We start from the raw sequence: 22,629 nt of genomic DNA, 5'->3' as shown, positions 1-22,629 counted from the left end.
TGTCCAAGGAGTCCTGCATGTCCGCTGAACACTCACGCCGTTCGGGTGGTTTCACCCCGACCGGCACCATCTCGACCGCGGCGGACCGCCGCCGTGTCGTCTTCGCCACGGTCGTCGGCACCACCGTGGAGTGGTACGACTTCTTCCTCTACTCCACCGCCGCGGGCCTGGTGTTCGGCCAGCTGTTCTTCGCTCCGGCCGGGCCCGGGTTCGCGCAGATCCTGTCGTTCCTCACCGTGGGACTGAGCTTCCTGTTCCGCCCGCTCGGCGCGTTCCTCGCCGGGCACCTCGGCGACAAGTACGGCCGTCGCATCGTCCTCATGCTGACGCTGATCCTGATGGGCGCGTCCACGACGCTCATCGGCGTGCTGCCGACGTACGACGTCATCGGCATCGCCGCCCCCATCCTGCTGATCCTGCTGCGCATCCTGCAGGGGATCTCGGCCGGCGGCGAGTGGGGTGGCGCCGTGCTCATGGCCGTCGAGCACGCCCCCAAGGCCAAGCGCAGCCTCTTCGGCGCCTCCCCGCAACTCGGCGTGCCGCTCGGTCTGCTGCTGGCCAGCGGCATCCTCGCGCTGATGGCACTCATCGCGCCGGGCGACGCGTTCCTCGCGTGGGGCTGGCGCGTGCCGTTCCTGCTGTCGTTCGTGCTGATCCTCGTCGGCCACTACGTGCGCAAGAAGGTCGAGGAGAGCCCGGTGTTCGTCGAGCTGAGCGAGCGCAAGGAGAAGACCCAGGCGCCGATCGTCCAGCTCTTCCGCAAGCACGCCGTGCTCGTGATCATCGCCGCGCTCGTGTTCGCGGGCAACAACGCCGTGGGCTACATGACCACCGGCGGATACATCCAGCGCTACGCCACCAACCCCAACGGGCCGGTGGGGCTGGCCACCGCCGACGTGCTCGGCGCCGTCACCCTCTCGGCCGTGTCGTGGCTGGTCTTCACCGCGATCGGCGGGTGGATCGGCGACAAGATCGGCCGCCGCAACACCTACTTCGTCGGCTGGGCCGCCCAGCTCGTCGGCGTGCTGCTGCTGTTTCCGCTCGTCAACACCGGCAGCGTGGGCATGCTCGCGCTGGGCCTCGTCGTGCTCACGGTCGGCCTTGGCCTGACCTACGGGCCCCAGGCGGCGCTGTACGCCGAGCTGTTCCCGGCATCCATCCGCTTCTCGGGGGTGTCGATCTCGTACGCGATCGGCGCGATCCTCGGCGGCGCGTTCGCCCCGACCATCGCTCAGGCGCTCGTCGACGCGACCGGCGGCACGAACGCGGTCACCGTCTACCTCGCCGGCATGACGGTCATCGGCTTCCTCGCCACCCTGCTGCTGCGCGACCGCAGCGGCATCCCCCTCGGCCCCGACCACGAGGCCGAGCAGTCCGTGAGCCCGGTGCGCGGCCTGCAGCGGGCCTGACCCGGTTGCACGGCCTCGCCCCCCGTCGCGCGGGGCGGGGCCGTGCCGCGCGGGCTCGTGCCGTTCTTCGGATCGAACGCCCGCTTTTTTCTTCCTTGTCAAACAGACTGACTGTTCATACAGTCAGTGCAGATCACTCCGGAGGTTCCCATGTCCGACACGCTGTCCCCCACCGCCCCGGCGCTCACCGCACCCGACGGCACGCGATTCCGCGATCTCGACCACGACGGCATCATGGCGGTCTACGAGAACCCGACCGCGAGCATCGACGACCGCGTCGACGACCTGCTGTCGCGGATGACGTTGGCCGAGAAGGCCGGACAGATGTTCCAGTCGGTCATCGAGTCCGGACGCGGCGGAGTCGTCGTCGAGCACGAGACCCCCGACGATGACGTCGTCGGCGCCGAGCGCTACAACAAGACGGCGACCAGCGACCTGCTCGGCGAGAAGCACATGACGCACTTCAACGTGCTCGAGCTCGAGAGCGTCGAGCAGGCCGTGGCCTGGAGCAACGCCCTGCAGGAGGCAGCGTCACGCACGCGACTCGGCATCCCCGTGACCCTCTCCACTGATCCGCGCCATGCGTTCGTCCGCAACGTCGGCGCCTCGCTCCCCTCCGCGTTCTTCTCGAAGTGGCCGGAGCCCCTGGGCCTTGCCGCGCTCCGCGATGTCGAGACGGTCCGGGAGTTCGCCGACATCGCGCGCGCCGAGTACGCCTCCGTCGGCATCCGCGCCGCACTCCACCCCACCGTCGACCTCACGACCGAGCCGCGCTGGGCGCGGCAGATCCACACGTTCGGAGAGGATGCCGAGCTCGCCTCCGCCTACGTGCGCGCGTACCTCGACGGGTTCCAGGGTGCCGAGCTGGGTGCGACGTCGGTGGCCTGCACCACCAAGCACTTCCCCGGAGGCGGTCCCCAGAAGAACGGCGAGGACGCACACTTCCCCTACGGGCGGGAGCAGGTCTACCCGGGCGACAACTTCGATTACCACCTCGAGCCCTTCCGTGCCGCGATCGCGGCGGGCACGGCGGGCATCATGCCCTACTACGGCCTCCCCGAGGGGCTCGTCCTCGACGGCGAGCCGGTCGAAGAGGTCGGGTTCGGCTTCAACAAGCAGATCCTCACCGGCCTGCTGCGCGAGAAGCTCGGCTACGACGGGGTCATCTGCACCGACTGGGCCCTCGTGCACGGGTACACCACCCCCGGGCGGGAGCTGCCCCCGAAGGCGTGGGGCATGGAGCACGCCGACGCACGCACCCGCGTGAAGAAGATCCTCGACGCCGGAGCCGATCAGCTCGGCGGCGAGAAGTGCCCCGAGATCGTCGTCGACCTGGTCGAGAGCGGCGAGATCGCCGAGCAGCGCATCGACGAGTCGGTGCGGCGTCTGCTGCGGGTGAAGTTCGCCCTCGGGCTGTTCGACGACCCGTTCCTCGACCTCGATCACGCGCGCGCCGTCGCGGGGGCCGCCGACGCGGTCGCGGCCGGTCACGCGGCCCAGCAGCGCAGCATCACCGTGCTCACCAACGGCGACGCCGGCCGCGCGGTGCTCCCCCTCCGCACCGGTCTGCGGGTCTACGCCGAGGGCGTCGACCGGGCGATCCTGGCCGACTTCGCCGAGGTGGTGGACGATGCCCAGGATGCCGACATCGCGATCCTCCGCGTGAAGGCGCCGAGCGAGGTGCGGCAGACCTTCTACTTCGAGACGTTCTTCCACCAGGGCTCGCTCGAGTTCTCGGCCGACGAGGCCGCCCACATCGACGCGCTCTGCCGCGCCGTCCCGACCGTCGTGGACGTATTCCTCGACCGACCGGCCATCCTCACCGACGTCGTCGCCGCGGCGGCGGCGGTGACGGGATCGTTCGGCAGCGGAGATCGCGCGTACCTCGAGGTCCTCTTCGGTCGTGCGCGCGCGGAGGGGCGGCTGCCGTTCGAGCTCCCCTCGTCGATGGCCGCCGTCGAGCGTTCGCGCGAAGACGTGCCCTTCGACACCGAGGCACCGCTGTTCCCCCACGGACACGGACTCACGACCACAGCCTGACCCCTGCCCCCTCCCTTCCCCCTCGTCAAAGGAGACACCATGACACAGACACAGCATCCGGTCCCGACGGCCGCCGACAGCACGGCCGAGAGCACCGCCGAACGCATGATGCGGCTGACCGGCCAGCACGTCGGCGCCGGCTTCATCACCCGCTACGTGCTCGGCCAACTGGGGGTGTGGATCGCCCTCATGACCCCCGCCGCCGTCACCCTCTCGCTTCGCGTCGGCGACGTGGATCCGGCGAACAAGGCGGCATCCCTCTCGCTCATCGCGGGGCTCGGCGCCGCCTGTGCACTGTTCGCCAACCCGATCTTCGGGCGCCTCAGCGACAAGTCGACGTCGCGTTTCGGTCAGCGGCGCCCCTTCATCCTCGGCGGCGTGCTGGTGGGGATCATCGCGACGTTCTTCCTGGGAGCGGCGACGACCATTCCGATGATCGCCGTCGCCTGGTGCATCGCGCAGGTCGGCTTCAACACCGCCCTCGCCGCCACCGTGGCCGTGCTGCCCGAACGCGTCCCCGCGCACAAGCGCGGTCGGGTGTCGGCGTGGCTCGGCTCCGGCAGCCAGGTCGGTGCCGTCGCCGGAACGTTCCTCGTGCAGGGGACGGGCACGCAGGGCGTGTGGATGTTCCTCGCCCCCGCCGCGCTCGCCCTCGTGCTCGTCGTCGTCTTCGTCGCCGGCCTCAAGGAAGTGCCGCGCACCCGCGCGGAGGTCGGCCGGTTCCGTCTCGCCGACATCTTCACCGCGCTGTGGATCAACCCGTTCCGCTTCCCGGCCTTCGGACTGGCGTGGGTGGGTCGCTTCCTCGTCTGGACCGCGCTGGCCCTGCTGACGACGTACAAGACCTACTTCCTCAGCGACCACCTCGGCCTCCCCAAGGAGGCCCTGCCGAACCTGCTCTTCATCTCCATGCTGGCTCTCGCCGCCAGCGTGTTCGTCAGCAGCCTGCTCGCGGGCTGGCTGAGCGACATCGTGAAACGACGTAAGGTCTTCGTCATCGCCGCCTCGCTCGGCTACGCGGCCGCGATGATCGTGGTGGCCACCGCCACCGGCTTCGACGGGTTCCTGCTCGGCGTCGTCATCGGCGGTCTGTCGCAGGGGGCGTACATGGGCGTCGACTACGCACTCGTCTCGGACGTGCTGCCCGACTCCGACACCGAGGCCGCGAAGGGCATGGGCGTGTTCAACCTGTCCAGCACCGTGCCCCAGACGGTCGCCCCCGTGCTTGCGCCGGTGCTTCTGCTGATCGGGGCGACGCCCGGCAGCCAGAACTACGTCGCGCTGTACGTCGGCGCGGCGGTCTTCGCCCTGCTGGGCGCGGCGGCGATCGCCGTCATCCGCGGCGTCCGCTGATCCGACCGGGCGGCGGTCCGCGAGACCGCCGCCCTAGGATGAGTGCCATGCCCCGCGCCCCCCGGATCGTCGCGCAGGGTGACTCGACCCGGGAGGCGATCTTCGCCTCGGCCGTGCACAACTTCGGCCGATTCGGCTACCGCGGAACCTCTCTCGCACGTATCGCCGCGGACGCCGGCATCGTCCAGTCCGCGATCCTGCACCACTTCTCCACTAAGGAGAAGCTGCTCCTGGCCACGCTCGAGCGCTTCTACGACGAACACGGCACGCTGCGCGACCCCGAGGGCCGGGGCATCGATGAGATGCCCGTTCCCGACTACCTCGAGCTCGCCGCCGCCACCAACGAGCGCCGCGCAGACCTGGTGCGCTTCTACGCGGTGCTCTCGGCCGAGAGCACGACCGAGGAGCACCCCGCTCAGGAGTTCTTCCGCGCGCGGTTCGCGCAGATGCGCGGCCATCTCACCGACAAGATCCAGGCCGAGTGGGGCGGCGCCCTCTCCCCCGAACGAGCGCGCGATCTCGTCACCCTCGCGGTGGCGGCCCTCGACGGCCTGCAGACCCAGTGGATCCTCGAACCCCGCGTCGCGATGACCTCGTGCGTCACCCTGCTGCGGCGCGTCCTCTCCCCCGTCGACCCCGTCGACCCCGCCGACCCCGCCGACCCCGCCGACCCGGCCGACCCGGCCGACCCCGCCGACCCCGCCGATTCGCGCGTCGGCTGAGGGCCCGCGGCCCCGCCGGGGCGGATTCGCGCGCATCGACCGGCGGGCAGCGCTGCGCGCGGACGCGCGACCGAGGAACGCAAAAACACACGAGGAGCGCCACGCCTCCCGTGCCGCTCAGCCGACGAACCGCTCCGCCAACGCCGACCGCCGCACCTTTCCGGCGTCGTTGCGCAGCGGCGCGGTCGACACGTGCACCGCGACGGGCGCGCGACGACCCAGGTGCGTCCGGGCGTGGGCCATCACCGACGCGGATGCCGCCGAGTCGGTGAGCCGGACGGCGGCGTGCACCACCTGGCCCAGCTCGTCGTCGGCGACGCCGAAGGCGACGGCTTCCGCCACGGCGGGATGCTCTTGGAGCGCCGCCTCGATGACGGCGGGGGCGATCTTGTCACCCCCGCGATTGATCATGTCGTCCGACCGGTCGTGCAGGAAGAGGTAGCCGTCGGCATCCACGTGTCCGATGTCGCCAAGGGTGTCCCAGCCCTCGGCGTCGCGGCGCGAGGTCCCGCCCACGTAGGCGTAGGCGGGGGCGGCGCCGCGCCGCATCCACACCAGTCCGCCCTCGCCCGTGGGCAGGTCGCGCCCGCTGTCGTCGCGGATACGGATCTCGGTGCCCCCGATCGCCCGCCCGACGCTGCCCGGGCGTTCGAGCCATTCCGTCCCCGCGATGCGGGTGAGTCCGTTCGACTCGCTGCCGGCGTACACCTCGTCGACCCGCTCGGCGCCGATCCAGTCGAGAAACGCCCGCTTCAGCGCCGGCGCGCACGGTGCCCCCATGTGCAGCACGCTCTCGATGCTCGCGACGCGCTCGGGGGCCCGCGCTTCGGCGGGCAGACGCAGCAGGCGCGCCATCATCGCGGGAACCAGCAGACCCCACGTCGCCCGGTGCGTCTCGACGGCCGTGACCCACGCGGCGGGGTCGAAGCGGTCCAGGATGACGAGACGGTGACCCGTCAGCAGGCCGCGGAACGCGTAGGTGAACACCGCGGAGTGCCACAGGGGTCCGGCGACGATCTGCGTCGCCTGGCGGGGCAAGAACTCCGCGACCGGGCGCGAGGGATCCAGGGTCGCGGGCGCGGCAGCGCGCACGATCTTGGGCCGTCCCGTCGAGCCCGAGGTCGCCGGGGCCTTCCAGCACGATGCCGCCGCATCCGGCAGCTCGCCGCCGCGCGGGGCCACGCGCGCCCCGGGCAGCCACGCGATCCCGGACGACGCGGGCCGCGACCCCACGGCGGCCGCGGGCACGGCCAGCGCCTCCAGGGCGCCGCGCTCCGCCGCGGTCAGCTCGGTCGACAGGGGCTGCGGCGTCGCGCCCGCCCGCCAGATCCCGAAGCACGCGACCACGAAGTCACGCCCGTTGCGCAGCGACACGGCGACGAGGTCGTCGCGCCGCACCCCACGGCGACGGAGTTCGTGCGCGAGCGCCGAGGCCGCGGCATCCAGCTCCTCCGCCGTCATCGCGCCGGCACTGTCCACGACGAGGGGCTCGTCGGGATCGGCCCGCGCGCGCTCGGCGAGGATCGCCGAGAATGTCTGCTCGGTCATCGCGGGCTCGCCAGCGGCACGCGGGCGTAGAACTCCTCGTGCGCTCGCGCCGCGCGATCCCACGTGTGGGCACGGGCGAGCTCGACCCCGGCGGCGGAGTCGACGAATGCCCGTCCGCGCAGCACCGCGCCGAGCTGGGCTGCGATCTCGGACGGCGTCGACGCGTAGAGCACGGCGTCACCGAACACCTCGCGAATGACCGGCAGGTCTCTCGCGCGACCACCGGCGTGGCCGCGGCGAGCGCCTCCATCGCGGCGAGGCCGAAGCCCTCCTTGGTCGAGACGAAGGCGAGCGCCCGCGCCTCGGCGACGAGGGCCGGCAGCGCGGCGTCGTCGACCGGCCCGAGGATGATCGGACGGATGCCGAGCTCCACCGCACGCGCCTCGAAGCGGTCCCGGTACTCGCGGTAGTCGAACAGGGTCTCGCCGCCGCCGAACACCAGACGCAGGTCGGGGTGCGTATCGCGCGTGAGGGCGTAGGCCTCGAGGAGGTCGATCGAGCCCTTGCGCGGCTCGATGCCCCCGAGGGCCAGCACGTACGCGCCGAGCTGCGTTCGCCATGCCGCCCGGGCGTCGTCTGCCTCGGCCGCGGCGGCGAACCGTTCGGCATCCACCCCGTTCGCGATCACCTCGGGGCGTACGCCGTACCCCTCCTCGACCTCGCGCGCCACCGCGTGCGAGACGCACAGTCGGGCGACCGGCTCGGTGACGGCGCGGTCATGGCACGCCACGAGCTGGGGCGTCGTGAACGCGTCGAGGTGGTGGATCGTGCGGACGACGGGGATGCCGCGCCGCAGGGCCGCGTTCGCCGAGATGCAGTCCTGCGCGTGGACGATGTCGGCATCCGGGTCCAGCGCAGCGGCCATCAGCTCGATCGAGCGCTCGATGCGCTCCCCCACGCCCTCGCCGTCGCGCGGGGGGAAGGGCACGACGCGCACGCGGACGCGCGGGTCGACCGGACGGAAGAACGCGGTGTCGTCGCCGCGCCCGAGCGTCCACACCTCGACCTCGTGACCGCGTGCGGCGAGCGCCTCGGCGAGCGCGAGGGTGTGCACGACGCCGCCGCGGGGTTTGGTGGAGTAGGTCAGCTGCGCGATGCGCATGGGTCGTCCTTTCCGCGGCGAGCACGCGGTCTATGCCGGCGCGGTGAGCCGGTAGGCGTGTTCGGCGCGCTGCGCGAGGTGGTTGAGCGAGCGTCGCGCGCGGGCCACGTCGGCGGAGACGTCGGCCTCCGCGACGGCGAGCCCGCCCTTCGCCCAGGTCTTGGCGACGATCTCGCCCGCGGGGTCGACGACCTTCGCCTGCCCGAGGAAGCGCAGGCCGCCCAGCACGCCCGTCTGGTTCGACGACACGAGGTAGACCTGGTTCTCGGCCGCGCGGGCGCAGTCGTACAGGTCGAACAGGTGGGCCTGCCGGTCGTTGCGGATGCGGTCGGACCGGTCGGTCACGCTCGCCGGCCACGCGCTCAGGCACGCGATGACCTGTGCGCCGTCGAGCGCGACCGACCGCGCCGCCTCGGGAAAGGTCTTGTCGAAGTCGATCAGCATGCCGATGCGACCGACCGGGGTGTCGAAGGCGCGGAAGTCGTCGCCGGCGGCGTAGACCTCGGATTCGCCCAGCGGCAGGTGCACCTTGCGGTGCACCCCCAGCACGCCGTCCCCGTTCACGCAGACGGCGGTGTTGTACCGCCGCTCCTCGCCCCCGTCGACGGCACGCTCGGCGATCCCGAAGCACACCGTCATGTCACCCGCCAGCGCGACGATCGCGGCGACCTCGGGTCCGTCGATCTCAACGGAGTGGGGGATGCCGTCGCCCTCCTCCACCGGGTGGTGCAGGTCGAGCAGGTAGCCGCCGATCGTGGCGTCCGGCAGCACGAGCAGATCGACACCGCGCCCGCGCGCGTCATCGATGATCCCGGGGAGCTTCGCGAGCGTGCGGTCCACGTCGCGACCGAAGTGGGCCGCCACCGCAGCCATCGTCACGGATGCCATTCCCCGAGAGTACGCGCTGGCCGCTCAGCGCACGGCGAGGACGCCGCGCGACGCCGCCACGATGCCGGCGGCGACGTGCTCGGCATCCCGGGCGATCGCGTGGAAACGGCCCGAGCCCCACGTGTGCAGCCACGGAAGCCCCACGAAGGAGAATCCGGGGACCGCCGTCGCGCCACGGTCGTGCGCCGGGTGCCCGGCCGCATCGAGCACGTCGAGGTCGCCGAGCCACGACCAGTCCGCGCGGAAGCCGATGGCCCAGACGACGGCGTCGATCTCGTCGAGGTCGAGCCGAGTGGGGCCTCCCGCGGGCGTCCACACCGGCTGGTAGCGCGCCTCGACCGGAGCGTCGATGCCCTCGCGGGCGATGTAGGCATCGATGTCGTTCTTGATCGACTCGGCGACCGCATCGGCCCGGTCGAGGTTGGCCGCCAGGCTGTCGTCGAACGCGAGGCTTCCGTCGGCGACGCCGATCGCCCGTCCGTGCAGGCCCATCCCCTGAGCCGCGAAGAGGCGGAGGTCAATGTCGCGTCCGCCGTCGCGCCCGGTGACGTAGTGGTTGGTCGCCGCGCGCTTGGCCGCGGCCTGCTCCCCCACCGGCACGTCGTAGACGCCCATGTCGGCGAGCCACGTCATGCAGTCCCGTCCGCGGTAGAACCGCGCCACGCGCGGCGCGCGCCCCACGGCGAGGTGCACCTGGCGCCCCTCGAGGTGAAGGTCCTCGGCAATCTGCGTGCCGGACTGCCCCGTCCCCACCACGAGCACCGAACCCGGGAGCTGTGCCGCGTTGCGGTAGTGGTGCGAGTGCATCTGCACGATGCGCTCGGGCAGGTCGTCGGCCCACGACGGCGTGATGGGGCGGTGATAGCCCCCGGTCGCCGAGGTGACGGCATCCGCGGTGATCTCGCCCGCGCTGGTCTGTACGACGAACACCCCGTCGTCGCGGCGGTCGACCCGCCGCACCTCCACGCCCTCGGCGATCGGAGCGTCGAACGTGTCGGCGTAGCCGCGCACCCAGGCGTAGACCTCGTCGCGGGTCATGAACCCGTCGGGGTCGGGGCCGTCGTAGGCGTAACCGGGAAGCCGGCAGTGCCAGTTGGGGGTCACGAGGGTGAAGTTGTCCCACCGCCCGTCGCGCCACTCGTGCGCCGCGGACTCCCGCTCGATCACGACGTGCCGCACCCCCGCCTGCGCGAGGTGCCAGCTGACCGAGAGGCCCGCCTGCCCGCCGCCGACGATGACCGCGGAGTAGTGGTCGCCCGGCTGCAGGTCGACGGCGATCATGACGCACCCACCGGGAGGGGAGGCTCCATGCGCAGCACGGTGACCTCGCCGCCGTCGTAGGCAGCCGCCGACCGCACGATCTCGTCACGGGATGCCATGGCCGAGGTGCACGCGAAGCCATAGGCGGCCCGCACGCGTTCGCCCGCGGCATCCAGGGCCTCGCTCGATCGTGCGACGAAGTCGGCGACGTCGTAGCTGCTCCCCGTGGAGAGGTAGTCGTGCATCACGAGGCTCGGTGAGTAGTGCGAGGACTCGACGCCGTCGGGCCAGCGCACCGCGAAGCGCATCTCAGGCACGGGCCAGCTCCTTCCATCCCTCGACGTGCGCCCCGGCCGTCTCGGCGACCGGGCCGTAGACGTCGGGCCGACGGTCGCGCAGGTGGAACATGCCCCCGCGCATCGTCCGGAACGTCTCCTCGATGTCGATCTCGGCGATGGCGAGCCCGGTGCCGAGAAGGGTCGTCGCGAGGATGTTGCCGCCCGGGTCGACGACCTTCGCGTTGCCGACGTAGCGGAGCGACCCGAAGGTGCCCGACTGGTTGGATGCCATCCAGAACACCTGGTTGTCGAGGGCCCGCGCGATGTCGAACTGGTTGAACCGGTAGGTCCACCGGTCGTCCTGCAGGTTCTCGGCGGTCGCGGTGCGCGCCGCGGGCCACGCCGACATGCTCACCACGATCTCGGCACCGTCGAGGGCGAGCATGCGCGCGGCCTCGGGGAACGCCTTGTCGTAGCAGATCTGCATGCCCACGCGCCCGATGGGGGTGTCGAAGGCGCGATAGGTGTCGCCGGCCGAGTACGACATGTTCTCTCCCAGCGGCTGGTGCACCTTGCGGTACGAGCCGTAGATGTTCTCGCCATCCAGGCACACCGCGGCGTTGTACCGCGTCTCACCGTCGTCGGCCAGCTCGCAGAAGCCGATCGTCACGACCATGTCGCCGACGAGCTCCTGCACGCGGGCGATCTCGGGTCCGTCGAGCCGGATGGCCGGCGGCATCGAGCGCTTCGTGGTCTTGACGGTGTCGCCGTGGTTGCCGAGGGAGGAGAGGTACCCGCCGATGGCGGCCTCGGGGAACGCGAGGAACGACACCCCCGCGGCGCGCGCCTCGGTCACCAGGTCGGCGATGAGCGCGTAGTTCTGCTCCAGGTCTCGGGTGAAGTTCGCCGAGACGGAAGCGACTTTCATGGTCATGCCGGGCCTCAGAGGTTGTAGGTGGAGTTGATGATCGCACCCTTGCGCGCGTAGTAGATGAGCGCGTCCTGCACGTCGAGCGGGTGCGCGGGGATGACGCCCTCGATGAGGTCTTCTTCGCGGATGCCGTGCAGGGCCAGGCCGAAGCGGCAGCAGTAGACCGTGCCGCCCTCTTTGATGAAGGTCTCGAGAGAGTTGTTCATGTTGAGCTCGCCCGGGAAGCCCGCGTCACCCGTGGTCGGGAAGCCGCGGTTCGCCGTGGCGGCGAGGGTCCCGGGGCCGTACAGGTAGATCGCCGACTCGAAGCCCTTGCGCAGCGCGCGAGTGGCCTGGAGGATCGCGACGAAGCTCACCGACGACTCGTGCGGGATGCCGTGGATGAGCGTGAAGTACGACTCGCCGTCCTCGGCCTGGAAGTCGGGGAACAGCTTGGTCGAGCCGTAGATGTTGCTGCCCTTGGGGAGCGAGGGGTGCGGAACCTCGCCGAGGGATTTGGCGATGTTCTCGGCGATCTGGGCGTCGATGTCGGTGGTCATGGTCGTGTCCTTCGCGTCGGTGGAGCCGGGGATGGAGCGTCTGTCTAATTCCAGGCTCGTCGGTTCGTGTTTCGGATTGGTTTCGGTCGGAAAGAGGTTGCGTTACGCCTGGCCGAGGCCCGTGGCATCCGTGTCGAGCGCACGGGTCTCGACGCCGTCGGGCCACCGCAGGACGACTCCGGGCTCGGCGCTGAGTTCGCCGATCGTGGCCGAGTGCGCGAGCGGCGAGGGGATCTCGGGCGCATCGGCGGTGAGCATGCCGAACCCCGGGAAGCAGGTGAGCCAGTCGCCGAAGGCGACGTCGGGCGGCGCGGGGATGTCGGCCACGTCGATGCGCGCGCCCGTGCCCGACGCCTCGGCGAGCATCGCCGTCGTGCCGACGATGCCGGCCATGCTGACGTCTTTCGCCGCAGCGGGCCGGTGCGCGGCGAGGAGCCCTGCCAGGTGCCGCAGCTCCTCGCCCGTCCGGGTGGAGGTCGAGTCCCACTGGCGCCCCTCGAAGCCGCGGCGCCAGCGGCCGTGCAGGTCGACGGTGAGGCCCAGCCGGTGCCCGACCCGCCCACCCCCGCCGGGGATCGGCGCGGTCGTGCGACCGAGCGCGGTCACCGCCAGCGACGACGCCCCCCGCAGCTGCGTGTGCCCGCCGAGGATCGGCACGTCCCACGCGACCGCGGCGCTGCGCAGCCCCGAGACGATGCGGCGCACCGCCGACGGGGTGGCCGCCGACACGGCATCCATCAGTCCCACCGCCCGCGCACCCATCGCCGACAGGTCGTTGACGTTGACCAGCACTCCGCACCATCCGGCCCACTCGGGGTCTTTGTCGATGAGGGCGGGAAGGATCGCGTCGGTGGCGACCACGACGTCGGTGCCCGACACGAGCGCCCCGTCGTCTCCGACCCAGCCGTCGCCGCCGAGGGACTCGGGATGGTCGTCGCGGATGCCGGCGAGCACGTCGCCGAGGGGGAGCTTCATGGCCCCCACGAGGTCGGCGATGCGGTCGATGGGCCAGCGCATCCGCACGTGCGGCGCGCCGCCGATCACGGCCTCCCCCCAGCGCACCCACCCGAGGTGGCGGAAGAGGGGCTCGTTGCGCTCCTGCACCGTGGCGTCGAAGCGCAGCACGCCGCGGCTCACAGCCTCACGACACGCTTCGCGAACGAGAGCGGAACCGATCCCGCCCGCGTGTCGAGCGCCGCGGCGCACGACCAGGCGTCCGCCCGTCCACCAGCCGATGTCGCGCGCGGTGGCGGGCGCGAGCCGCACCCCGCCGAGCACGTCACCGGTGGCGGTCGCCGCGACCAGCACCACGGTGCGGGGGTCGTCGTCGATGTCGTCGTGGTCGGTGCCGGCGAAGAGCCCCTGCTCGCCGACGAACACGTCGCGCCGGATCGCGCGGTACGCGGCGAGGTCGGCGGCATCCGCCACCCGGATGACCCACGCGGGCGCCTCCTGCGCACGGCGTGCGCCGGTCAGCACAGGGACGTCGAACATCACGCGCCCGCCGTCTTGAGGATGCTGCACGCGCCACACGCGGCACACCCGGCCTTCTGATCCTCACCGCGCATGCCGGCCGCGTGCAGCAGCTGCGCGACCCGCGACGTGATGTCGTCGACGACCGCGCGGTGCGGGGCCGGCACCTTATCGACGTCGGTGGCGAGCGTGCCCTTGAGCGGGCGGAACGGCACGACGAACGGGTACACGCCCATCTCGATCAGCTCGCGCGCCCCCTCGACCGCCTCATCGGGGTCCTCCCCCATGCCGACGATGAGGTAGGTCGACACCTGATTCCAGCCGAACACCCGCACGGCCTCGCGCCACGCGGCGCGGTACTCGTCCATGCTCACGCGGGACTTGCCCGGCATCCATCGGCGGCGCACGTCGTCGTCCATCGACTCGACATGGATGCCGATGGATCGGGCGCCCGCGTCGTACAGGTCGGTGATGGCCTGCAGGTCGGCGGGCGGCTCGCACTGCACCTGGATCTCGAGCTGCGGGACGGCGGCCTTGACAGCCCGCACGCAACGCGCGAGGTGTTTGGCGCCGCGGTCCCAGCCGTTCGAGGTGCCGGTGGTCATGACCATGTGCGTCACGCCGTCCAAGCGCACAGCCGCCTCGGCGACCTCGGCGAGCATCGCGGGCGTCTTCACCGCGATCGTCGTACCCGCATCGAGGGAGGCCTCGATCGCACAGAAGCGACAACGCTCGCTCTCGTCGTAGCGGACGCACGTCTGCACGACCGTGGTGGCGAGCACGTTCTTGCCGTGGAGCTTCGCGATCTTGTCGTACGCCACGCCCTCGTCGGTCTGCAGGTCGTAGAACTTCGGTCGCACGACCGGGGCGACGTCGAAGCCGAGATCGGCACCGTCGCGGGTGAGGCGCCCGGACGCGGTGATGACGTACGGGCTGTTCGGATTGAGGGGGATGGCCGCGCCCTCGCCGTCGACGACGAAGTGGCCGTCGTCGCTCGGGCCGGCTCCGCCGGTGCGGCGGACGGGGGCGTCGCTGCGGACGCCGAGCAGGGCTAGGCTGACACGCGTCGAGACGCGATCACGGTCGGCGGGTGCGAGCGCTGAAGCGTTGTCCATTCCCCCAGTAGAACGATGGCGTATTTCGAGACGACGTCCAGCGGATAGCGGTTCTGTTTCCGCATCCTGGGTGTTCGCGCTTCCGTTCAGCCCGGGCGAGGGCCGGAACCCGCGATGACGGACCGTGACGCCGCGACCCCCTCCCCGACGGCGACGCCGTTAGCGTGACGAGGGTGACCCGACCGCTCCGCTCCCTCGGATTCCTCACCATCGGCCTGTTCGACCGCGAGAACCCGCGGGCCGGGCACGAGACGACGCTGTCGATCATCGAGCGCGGCGAGCGCCTCGGCTTCGACAGCGCGTGGCTGCGCGACCGCCACCTGCAGTACGGCATCTCGTCCCCCGTGGCGGTGCTGGCCGCGGCATCGCAGCGCACGAGCCGCATCCGCCTGGGCACCGCGGTGATCCCGCTCGGGTGGGAGAACCCGTTGCGCCTGGCGGAAGACCTCGCCACGGTCGACGTCCTCGCGGGCGGGCGGCTGGAGCCCGGCTTCTCGGTCGGGGCTCCGCGACGCTACGACGAGATCGCCCCCGCGCTGTACCCCGACACCGCCGATCAGGAGGACTTCGGCTACGAGCGCCTCGCTCGCCTGCGCCGTTTCCTCGCCGGCGAGCGTGTCAGTCCGTTCTCGGGCACCGAGGGCATCGAGGAGTACTCGGAGCGCGTCGAGCCGCATTCCACGGGCCTCGCCGACCGCCTCTGGTACGGCGCCGGGAGCCCGGCATCCACCACCTGGGCGGCCGAGAACGGTTTCCATCTGCTGACCAGCAGCGTCATCCAGTCGGTGCACTCGACCGACTTCGACGTCGAGCAGGACGCGCAGATCCGCCTCTACCGTGAGACGCACCCCGACGGCGAGAACGCCCGGGTGTCCCAGGGGCTCGTGGTCGTGCCGACCGACTCGGCGACGCCGGAGCAGCGCCGACGTTACGAGGCGTACGCGGAGTCGCGGCGGGGACGCGTCGGCATCCCTCAGGGCCCCCGCGGTCTGCTGTTCGCCGAGGACATCGTCGGCACCTCGGAGCAGATCGCGGAGCGTCTGCTGTCGTCGCGGTCGTTCCCGCAGGTCGACGAGGTGGCGTTCGCGCTGCCTTTCGCCTTTGAGCCCGACGACTACGCGCGAATCCTCGAGGACATCGCCGGGCGGTTGGGGCCGCTGCTCGGGTGGGCGCCGACGGCCTGACGCCGGGGCTCGTCACGCCCCACGTCCCGTCGCCCCCGCCCCCAGCCGGTTGAGTGTCCAAGAAACCCGGACGATTCTTCGCGGCGTCCGGGTGTTCTGGACACTCACGGGTGGTCACGTCGTCACGCGCGGGGCCGCGGGCCGTGAGCACGCAGCCATCTCCATCAGCGCGCGAGCGCGAGACACTCTCGCGCCGCCCGCCACAACTTCAGCGATCCGCACAACCTCAGCCCGAACACCCCCCAGCGGACTGAGGTTGTGCAGATCCCTGAGCGAACGCCGCCCCCGTGGCCCCCGCGCGTTCAGCGCTGCGGCCCCAGCCCCCGTATCCCCGCGCGCTCAGCGCTGCCGCGCCACCGCCCGCGTCAGCCGCGCCGCCGCCTCGAGCAACAGCTCCTCCGACGTGTCGCCGTAGGCGAGGCGCAGGTGCCGGTCGGCATCCGTCCCGGGCCCCGAGGGGAAGAACGACCCGCGCTGGTACTCCACGCCCTCGGCGCTCGCGTCGGCGGCAAGGCGGTCGGCATCCAGGGAGTCGTCGGTCAGACGCGGCCACAGGAACAGACCGCCGTCGGGCACCGTGACGTCGAAGAAGCCGGATGCCGAGAGCGCGTCGGCCAGAGCGTGCGCCCGCGACCGGTACAGCTCCCGCGCCGCCCCCAAGACGCGCGGGAACAGTCCGGTATCGCTCGTCAGCAGCTCGGCGACCACCGCCTGCACGAAAGTCGACGAGTGCCCGTCCTGGCGGCTGCGCAGGGCGACGGCATCCGGAATCAGGCGCTCGGGCAGCACGACCCAGCCGAGGCGCAGGCCCGGGCCGAGGGTCTTGGTGAAGGTGTTGACGTGGATGACGTGGTCGGAGTCGTGGAACGGCGCGAGCGACTCGGGCTCGCCGTGGAAGCGCAGCTCGCGGTAGGGGTCGTCGGCGAAGACGACGAAGCCGTACTTCTCGGCGAGATCCACGAGCTCGCGCCGCCGGGCAGTCGGCAACGACGACTGCGAGGGGTTGTGGAACTCCGGCACCGTGTACACCGCGGCCGGGCGCTCGCCGGCACGCAGCTCGGATGCCAGGGCGTCGACGTCGAGCCCGTCGGAGCCGACGCGGATGGGCAGCACGCGCGCGTCGGCGAGCTCGAGGCCGCGCAAGAACAGCGGGAAGACGGGGTTGTCGACGGCGACGAGGTCGCCGCGCTCGAGCACCGTCTGCACCGCGATCGCGAGGCCGTGGAAGCCGCCGTTGGTCACGAGCACGCGCTCCACGGGCACGCCCTCGTGCGCGGCGATCCACTCGCGCAGAGCCGGGATGCCCTCGGTGCGCGAGTACTGCAGCGACGGCGCACCGGCGCGACCGAGTACCCGGGCGGTCGCCTCGGCGAGCTCGACGGTCGGCAGTACGGAGGGGTCCGGGATGCCGCCGAGCAGCTCGATCGCGTCCGGGCGACGATCGCGCAGGGTCTGGTCGCCGAACCCCTTCGGCGCCGTGAAAGCCTGCACGAGCGCAGGACGGGAGGGGGCGAGAACGCTCATCGGGAACTCCGGAGGTCGGGGGTGGGGATCGCGTCGACGAGGGCCCGTGTGTATTCCTCGCGCGGGTGCGAGAGCACGTCGGTCACCCGCCCGGCCTCCACGACCCGTCCGTCTTTGAGCACCGAGACGGTGTCGGCGATCTGCCGCACGAGCGCGAGGTCGTGCGAGACGAAGAGGTAGGTCAGGCCGCGTTCGCGCTGCAGTCGGCGGAGCACGTCGAACACCCCCGCCTGCACCGTCACGTCGAGCGCCGAGGTCGGCTCGTCGAGCACGATCACGTCGGGTTCGAGCACCAGGGCGCGGGCGATCGCGACGCGCTGACGTTGGCCGCCCGACAGCGCGTCGGGGCGACGGCGGGTGAGCTGCGGCGACAGGCCCACGGCATCCAGGGCCTCGGCGACCTTGGCCGACCGCTCGGCGCGCGTGCCGACGCGGTAGCGGTCGAGGGGTTCGCGGACGATGCGCCCGACGCTCCACGTGGGATCCAGCGAGGTGAAGGGGTTCTGGTACACGAGCTGGAGGTGGCGACGGATGCCGCGGAGCTCCGCCTCGGTGCGTCCGGTCGCGGGTTTGCCGTCGACGAGGATCTCGCCGGCGTCGGGGTTCTCCAGGCCCAGCAGCAGCCGTACCGTCGTGGTCTTGCCCGAGCCGGACTCCCCCACGAGCGCGTGGGTCGTGCCCGGCGGCACGCGGAACGACACCGCCGACACCGCCGCGCGCTCGGACCCGTCGACCACGAAGCTCTTCGACACCTCGCGCACCTCGATGCGGGTCGCGGTGGTGTCGGTGGTCCACGCGTCGACCCCGCGTCCGTCGGCGTGCCGGTAGCGGTCGGGGTTGAGCGCCGGGGCGTCGGCCTGCAGCTGCAGCGTGTAGGGCGAGGTCGGCGCCTGGAACACCTCGCGCGTGCGCCCGGCCTCCTGCACCCGCCCGTCCTTGAGCACGACGATCTCGTCGGTGCGCTCGGCAGCGATCGCGAGGTCGTGTGTGATGAGGAGCAGGCCGATGCCGAGCTCGGCGCGCAGTTCTCCGAGCAGATCGAGGATGCGCTTCTGGATGGTCACGTCGAGCGCGCTCGTCGGCTCGTCGGCGACGAGCAGCTCGGGCTTCGGCAGCACCGCGAGACCGATGAGCACGCGCTGCAGCATGCCGCCGGAGAGCTGATGCGGGTACGAGCCGTAGACCCGACCCGGGTCGGGCAGGCCCACGCGGGCGAAGACCTCGAGGATGGCTTCGCGCCGGGCGCCGGCATCCGTGATCCCCGCCAGCACAGCCGCTTCGTGCGCCTGCGCCCCCACGGTGCGCACGGGGTTGAGCGCGTGCGAGGGATCCTGCGGCACGAAGCCGATGCGACGGCCGCGGAAGGGGCGGAACCGCGCCTCGCTCAGCCCGAGCAGCTCGTCGCCGCCGAACTCCCACGCGCCCGCTCGCCCGCCCGGTGGCGCGCGGCAACAGCCGCAGCACCGACCGCGCGATCGTCGACTTTCCCGAGCCCGACTCGCCGATGAGGGCGAGGCTGCCCCCGGGCGGGATCGAGAACGACACGTCGTGCACCACGGGGGTGCGCCCGTACGCGACCGAGAGGTCCTGCACGCGCAGGAGCGGAGCGGGCGTGGCGCGCGCCTCTTCGCGGAGAGGGAGCGTGATGGTCATGACGTCCTCCTCAGCCACCGGCTGATGCGGTTGATCGACAGCACGCTCGCTACCGTGACCAGTGCCGGCCAGACGACGAGCCACGGCGCGCGCGGGTAGTCCTTGCCGGCCGAGATGAGCAGACCCCAGTCGGATGCCGGGGGCGGGTCGCCGTAGCCGAGGAACGCCAGACCCGCGATGACGAGGATCGACAGGCCGAACTGCAGCACGGCGAGCGGGATGAGCGAGCGCGAGGCGTTGGGCAGGACGTGCCGGAACAGCACGTGCAGGCTCGATCCGCCCTGCAGCCGTGCCGCCTCGACGAACACCGACGACCGCACCCGCAGCACCTCGGATCGCATGACCCGCGCGAACACGGCGACGGCCGAGACGCCCGTGGCGATCGCGGCGTTGATGGTCTGGAAGCCCAGGGAGCTGACGATGACGACCGCGAGCAGGAACGCCGGGATCGCCAGCAGCACGTCGACGAAGCGGGCGAGCACGGTGTCCGTCCACGACCCGAGGAACCCGGCAAGCAGACCGATGAGCCCGCCGACGACGACGCCGATCGCGACGGCGACCAGGGCGCTCGTCACCGACGACTGCGCGCCGAACACGATGCGCGCGAACAGGTCGCGGCCGAGGTGGTCGGTGCCGAGCAGGTGCGCGGCGCTCGGCGGCTGCAGCTTGTCGGCCGGCACGCCCTGCGCAGGGTTCTGCGACGTGAACAGGGTCGGCGCGAGCGAGAACGCCAGCACCACCGCCACGACGAGGAACGACACGATGACGCCGAACGGAACGGCGAGGCGGATGCCGCGGGCCCGGGCGACGACGGAGCGCGGCGGCGCGGCGAGTGCGGCGGTCATACGACGCTCACCTCCTCCCGCAGCAGCGACGCCGGCTCTTCGCGCGGGGTCGCCGTGACCGCGCGCCCGCGCGAGCCGATGGACACGCGGGGGTCGAGCAGCGGATAGGCGAGGTCGGCGAGCAGGTTGACGACCACGAAGACGATGGCGGCGAGCGACACCACGGCCTGCAGGACGGGGAGGTCTTGACTGGCCACCGACGACTCGACCAGGGTGCCGATTCCGACGCGGCCGAAGATCGCCTCGGTGATGAGCGCGCCGCCGAGGAGCTCTCCGACGATGAGGGCGAGAACGGTGACCGTCGGCAGCGCCGAGGGCTTCACGAGGTGACGCAGGAACAGCGCCCCCGATCGCAGGCCCCGCGAGCGCGCGACGGCGACGTACTCCTGCCGCGACTCGTGATCGAGCGAGGCGATGAGCACCTCCGCGAGCTGCGCCGAGACGGGAATGCCGAGGGCCACCGCCGCGAAGAAGGTGCCCCAGGGCGTCTCGGTGTCGATCATGCTGAACAGTCCGAGCCCGAAGGCGAACACGTGGATCAGCAACAGGCCGATCACGAAGTTCGGGACCGACAGGAACAGCGACGGCAGCGAGCGCAGCACGCCCTGACCGAAGCGCGCGGGGAGGAACTGCGTGCCGTACGCGATCGCGACGGCGAGCACCACGGCGACCAGCAGGGCGGCCGCCGCAAGGCTCAGCGTCGACCCCAGCGCGTCGAGCACGAGAGTGCTCACGGGCAGGTTCGACCGCAGTGAGACACCGAGGTCGCCGACCACGAAGCGTCCGAGCGACGATCCGAGCTGTACCCACCAGGGCTGGTCGAGGCCGTAGTACGCCACGATCCGGGCGATGTCGTCCTCGGTGAAGCCGTTGTCGGGGTTGCGCAGGGTGCTCGTGACGGGGTCGCCGGGCAGGATGCTGATCACGAAGAACGTGAACAGGTACGCCAGCAGCACGACGACGAGCGCCTGGCCGGTGCGGCGCAGCGCGAAGCGGCCGTAGGTGCGGAACATGCTCTCCTCCTCTCGTCTCGGTGGAACGGTTCGGGGGACGGATGCCGTGGCATCCGCCCCCGGCGATCAGTCGTTCAACCAGGCGTCCAGGTAGTACGCGTAGGCGAGGCCGTTGTAGCTGACGCCGCTGACGTCGGGGGCCTGCACGTAGACGCGCTGCACGATCTGGGTGAGCGGCACGAAGTAACCCTGGTCGAGCACGTAGCCCTGCAGCTCGTCGGCGACCTTCGCGCGGGCGTCACGGTCGGTGGCCGTGGCGATGCGCGTCGACAGGTCGTTGAGCGTGGCATCCGAGGTGCCCACCTTGAACCAGTCCTCGTCGCCCTTCTTCTGCGAGGTCAGGACGCCCGCGACCGTTCCGACGTCGACGAAGCTTCGGGTGATCTCGGTCGCCGGCACGGTCGCGTTGCCGATGACCTTCTGTCCGTAGGTCGGCACGTCGTAGGTTTCGAGGTGCACCTCGAAACCGAGGGTGGTCAGCTGCTGGTCGACGAGCTCGTCGACCGATTGCGACGCCTGCAGGTACGGGTTGGGGTAGAGCGTGAACGACAGCTTCTCGCCGTTCTTCGTGCGCACGCCGTCGGCACCCTTCACCCATCCGGCTTCGTCGAGAAGGGATGCCGCCTCGTCGGGGTCGTACGCGAAGTCGGCGCTGTGATCGGTCGCCTCGGGCACCGTGCTCTGCAGGAACGACTCCGCGGCGTGCCAGTCCTCGGTGTAGACGGTCGAGAGGATCTCGTCGCGGTCGATGCCGTGCTGCACCGCCTGGCGCACCCTGATGTCGTCGAAGGGGGCGACCGAGGTGTTCAGCGCGTAGCCGTTGACGAAGCCCAGGTAACGGGGCGTCTCGACCGTGAGCCCCTCGCTCTTGAGCGCTTCGAGATCTTGCGGGCTGGCGTTGTACGCCACCTGCGCCTGGCCCGACTCGACCGAGGCGGTGCGCAGCGAGGGTTCGGCGACCTGCTTGTAGGTGATCGAGTCGAGGTAGGCGGGCCCGTCGTGCCCGAGCGCCTCGGGACCCCAGTCGTAGTCGTCGCGCTTCTTCAGCACGACGCTGTCGCCGTCGGCGACCTTCTCGACGACGAAGGGACCGCTGCCGATGTCGTTCGCGAGGTCGGCCTGCTGGTCGGCGGGGAGGGCGAGGGTCGCGGGCGAGAGCAGGATCGACCCGTGGTACGCCAGCGTCGGGATGAAGCTCAGGGTGGGAGCGGCGAACGACACCGTCACCGTCGTGGCATCCACCGCCTCCGCCCCGACGTAGTTGGCCGAGGGGAACAGACCGATGCGGTTGATGCCCTCGTCGGGGCGCCCCTTCGCCCAGATGTCGATGTTCGCCACGACGGCGGCGGCGTCCAGCGGCGTGCCGTCCGAGAAGGTCACCCCCTCTTTCAGGTGGAGGGTGAACGAGGTCTTGTCGGCGTTCTCGTCCCAGCTCTCGGCGATCCACGGGCTCAGCGTGCCCTCGGCGTCGACGTACACGAGCTTGTCGGTCAGGTGCCCCCAGATGTGGCCCTGGTAGCTCGAGATCGAGCTGTTGTTGGGGATCCACGTGGCACCGAGCGAGTCGATGAGGAACACCAGGTCGCCGCCGGACTTCGGCGCGGCATCGGCGGCCGGGGCCGCGGTCGAGCCGGCGCCGCACCCGCTCAGCAGGACGGCACCGACGGTGAGGGCGGAGGCGACGCCGAGAAGGCGCCGCAGCGGACGGAGGCGAGTGGTCATGGGGTGTCCTCGGGTGCGTGTGCGGTGGGA

The 22,629-nt window shown here is 71.4% G+C and carries 19 protein-coding genes and 1 pseudogene; 5 read left to right on the top strand and 15 right to left on the bottom strand.

Features of this window, described 5'->3' with window-relative positions:
• Positions 1-17: 17 nt before the first annotated feature.
• From QE416_RS06210 to QE416_RS06195, 4 genes are all read left to right on the top strand, one after another.
• Entirely contained in the window at positions 18-1,409 is a 1,392-nt protein-coding gene (locus QE416_RS06210; protein ID WP_307314434.1) for an MFS transporter, read from the top strand.
• Between the two features lie 150 nt (positions 1,410-1,559).
• Positions 1,560-3,449, top strand: a complete 1,890-nt coding sequence (locus QE416_RS06205) for a glycoside hydrolase family 3 N-terminal domain-containing protein (protein WP_307314432.1) — start codon at positions 1,560-1,562, stop codon at positions 3,447-3,449.
• Between the two features lie 39 nt (positions 3,450-3,488).
• Entirely contained in the window at positions 3,489-4,802 is a 1,314-nt protein-coding gene (locus tag QE416_RS06200) for an MFS transporter (protein WP_307314430.1), read from the top strand.
• A gap of 47 nt (positions 4,803-4,849) precedes the next feature.
• Positions 4,850-5,524, top strand: a complete 675-nt coding sequence (locus QE416_RS06195; protein ID WP_307314428.1) for a TetR/AcrR family transcriptional regulator — start codon at positions 4,850-4,852, stop codon at positions 5,522-5,524.
• Between the two features lie 117 nt (positions 5,525-5,641).
• Here the strand turns inward: QE416_RS06195 and QE416_RS06190 are convergent, their stop codons facing one another.
• From QE416_RS06190 to QE416_RS06150, 9 genes are all read right to left on the bottom strand, one after another.
• The gene (locus QE416_RS06190) at positions 5,642-6,985 is read right to left on the bottom strand and encodes an AMP-binding protein (protein WP_307317868.1); all 1,344 of its coding nucleotides are present in this window, start codon (positions 6,983-6,985) and stop codon (positions 5,642-5,644) included.
• Positions 6,876-8,174 (bottom strand): MSMEG_0565 family glycosyltransferase, encoded by a 1,299-nt coding sequence (locus tag QE416_RS06185; RefSeq protein ID WP_307314426.1) that lies wholly within the window; start codon positions 8,172-8,174, stop codon positions 6,876-6,878. Before QE416_RS06185 ends, QE416_RS06190 begins: the two co-directional genes overlap by 110 nt.
• Positions 8,175-8,204: 30 nt before the next feature.
• The gene (locus QE416_RS06180; protein WP_307314423.1) at positions 8,205-9,062 is read right to left on the bottom strand and encodes a carbon-nitrogen hydrolase family protein; all 858 of its coding nucleotides are present in this window, start codon (positions 9,060-9,062) and stop codon (positions 8,205-8,207) included.
• Positions 9,063-9,086: 24 nt separating this feature from the next.
• Positions 9,087-10,343 carry an MSMEG_0569 family flavin-dependent oxidoreductase gene (locus tag QE416_RS06175; protein WP_307314422.1) on the bottom strand — a complete coding sequence of 419 codons (1,257 nt, stop codon included), beginning with the start codon at positions 10,341-10,343 and terminating at the stop codon, positions 9,087-9,089.
• On the bottom strand, positions 10,340-10,630 hold the full coding sequence (locus QE416_RS06170; RefSeq protein WP_307317865.1) for an MSMEG_0570 family nitrogen starvation response protein: 291 nt from the start codon (positions 10,628-10,630) through the stop codon (positions 10,340-10,342). The genes QE416_RS06175 and QE416_RS06170 overlap by 4 nt, the downstream gene beginning before the upstream one ends.
• Position 10,631: 1 nt before the next feature.
• A complete protein-coding gene (locus QE416_RS06165) occupies positions 10,632-11,534 on the bottom strand; it encodes a carbon-nitrogen hydrolase family protein (protein WP_307314419.1) in 903 nt (300 codons plus the stop codon).
• 8 nt (positions 11,535-11,542) lie between these two features.
• A complete protein-coding gene (locus tag QE416_RS06160) occupies positions 11,543-12,070 on the bottom strand; it encodes an MSMEG_0572/Sll0783 family nitrogen starvation response protein (protein WP_307314417.1) in 528 nt (175 codons plus the stop codon).
• A gap of 102 nt (positions 12,071-12,172) precedes the next feature.
• Positions 12,173-13,564 carry an MSMEG_0567/sll0787 family protein gene (locus tag QE416_RS06155; protein WP_307314414.1) on the bottom strand — a complete coding sequence of 464 codons (1,392 nt, stop codon included), beginning with the start codon at positions 13,562-13,564 and terminating at the stop codon, positions 12,173-12,175.
• Entirely contained in the window at positions 13,564-14,658 is a 1,095-nt protein-coding gene (locus QE416_RS06150) for an MSMEG_0568 family radical SAM protein (RefSeq protein WP_307314412.1), read from the bottom strand. The genes QE416_RS06155 and QE416_RS06150 overlap by 1 nt, the downstream gene beginning before the upstream one ends.
• 164 nt (positions 14,659-14,822) lie before the next feature.
• On the opposite strand from QE416_RS06150, the gene QE416_RS06145 reads away from it, so the two are divergent.
• Positions 14,823-15,842, top strand: coding sequence for an LLM class flavin-dependent oxidoreductase (locus QE416_RS06145; protein WP_307314411.1), 1,020 nt, complete (start codon positions 14,823-14,825; stop codon positions 15,840-15,842).
• A gap of 339 nt (positions 15,843-16,181) precedes the next feature.
• Here QE416_RS06145 and QE416_RS06140 read toward each other — a convergent pair whose 3' ends face one another.
• From QE416_RS06140 to QE416_RS06115, 6 genes and pseudogenes are all read right to left on the bottom strand, one after another.
• The gene (locus tag QE416_RS06140) at positions 16,182-17,366 is read right to left on the bottom strand and encodes a PLP-dependent aminotransferase family protein (protein ID WP_307317864.1); all 1,185 of its coding nucleotides are present in this window, start codon (positions 17,364-17,366) and stop codon (positions 16,182-16,184) included.
• Entirely contained in the window at positions 17,363-18,706 is a 1,344-nt protein-coding gene (locus tag QE416_RS06135) for an ABC transporter ATP-binding protein (RefSeq protein ID WP_307314410.1), read from the bottom strand. The genes QE416_RS06140 and QE416_RS06135 overlap by 4 nt, the downstream gene beginning before the upstream one ends.
• A gap of 145 nt (positions 18,707-18,851) precedes the next feature.
• Positions 18,852-19,019: pseudogene (locus QE416_RS06130) on the bottom strand (ABC transporter ATP-binding protein); the annotation flags it as partial.
• Positions 19,016-19,864 carry an ABC transporter permease gene (locus QE416_RS06125; protein WP_307314408.1) on the bottom strand — a complete coding sequence of 283 codons (849 nt, stop codon included), beginning with the start codon at positions 19,862-19,864 and terminating at the stop codon, positions 19,016-19,018. The pseudogene QE416_RS06130 and the gene QE416_RS06125, both read right to left, overlap by 4 nt.
• Complete coding sequence (locus tag QE416_RS06120) at positions 19,861-20,877, bottom strand: ABC transporter permease (protein ID WP_210072637.1); 1,017 nt, start codon at positions 20,875-20,877, stop codon at positions 19,861-19,863. Before QE416_RS06120 ends, QE416_RS06125 begins: the two co-directional genes overlap by 4 nt.
• A 66-nt stretch (positions 20,878-20,943) precedes the next feature.
• On the bottom strand, positions 20,944-22,599 hold the full coding sequence (locus QE416_RS06115; protein ID WP_307314407.1) for an ABC transporter substrate-binding protein: 1,656 nt from the start codon (positions 22,597-22,599) through the stop codon (positions 20,944-20,946).
• Positions 22,600-22,629 lie beyond the last annotated feature (30 nt).

Origin of the sequence: Microbacterium sp. SORGH_AS_0421 (genome assembly GCF_030818635.1) — a bacterium.
Lineage (GTDB): Bacteria > Actinomycetota > Actinomycetes > Actinomycetales > Microbacteriaceae > Microbacterium.
Note: the sequence above shows the minus strand (reverse complement) of the source record. Positions and strands in the feature narration are given on the sequence as shown.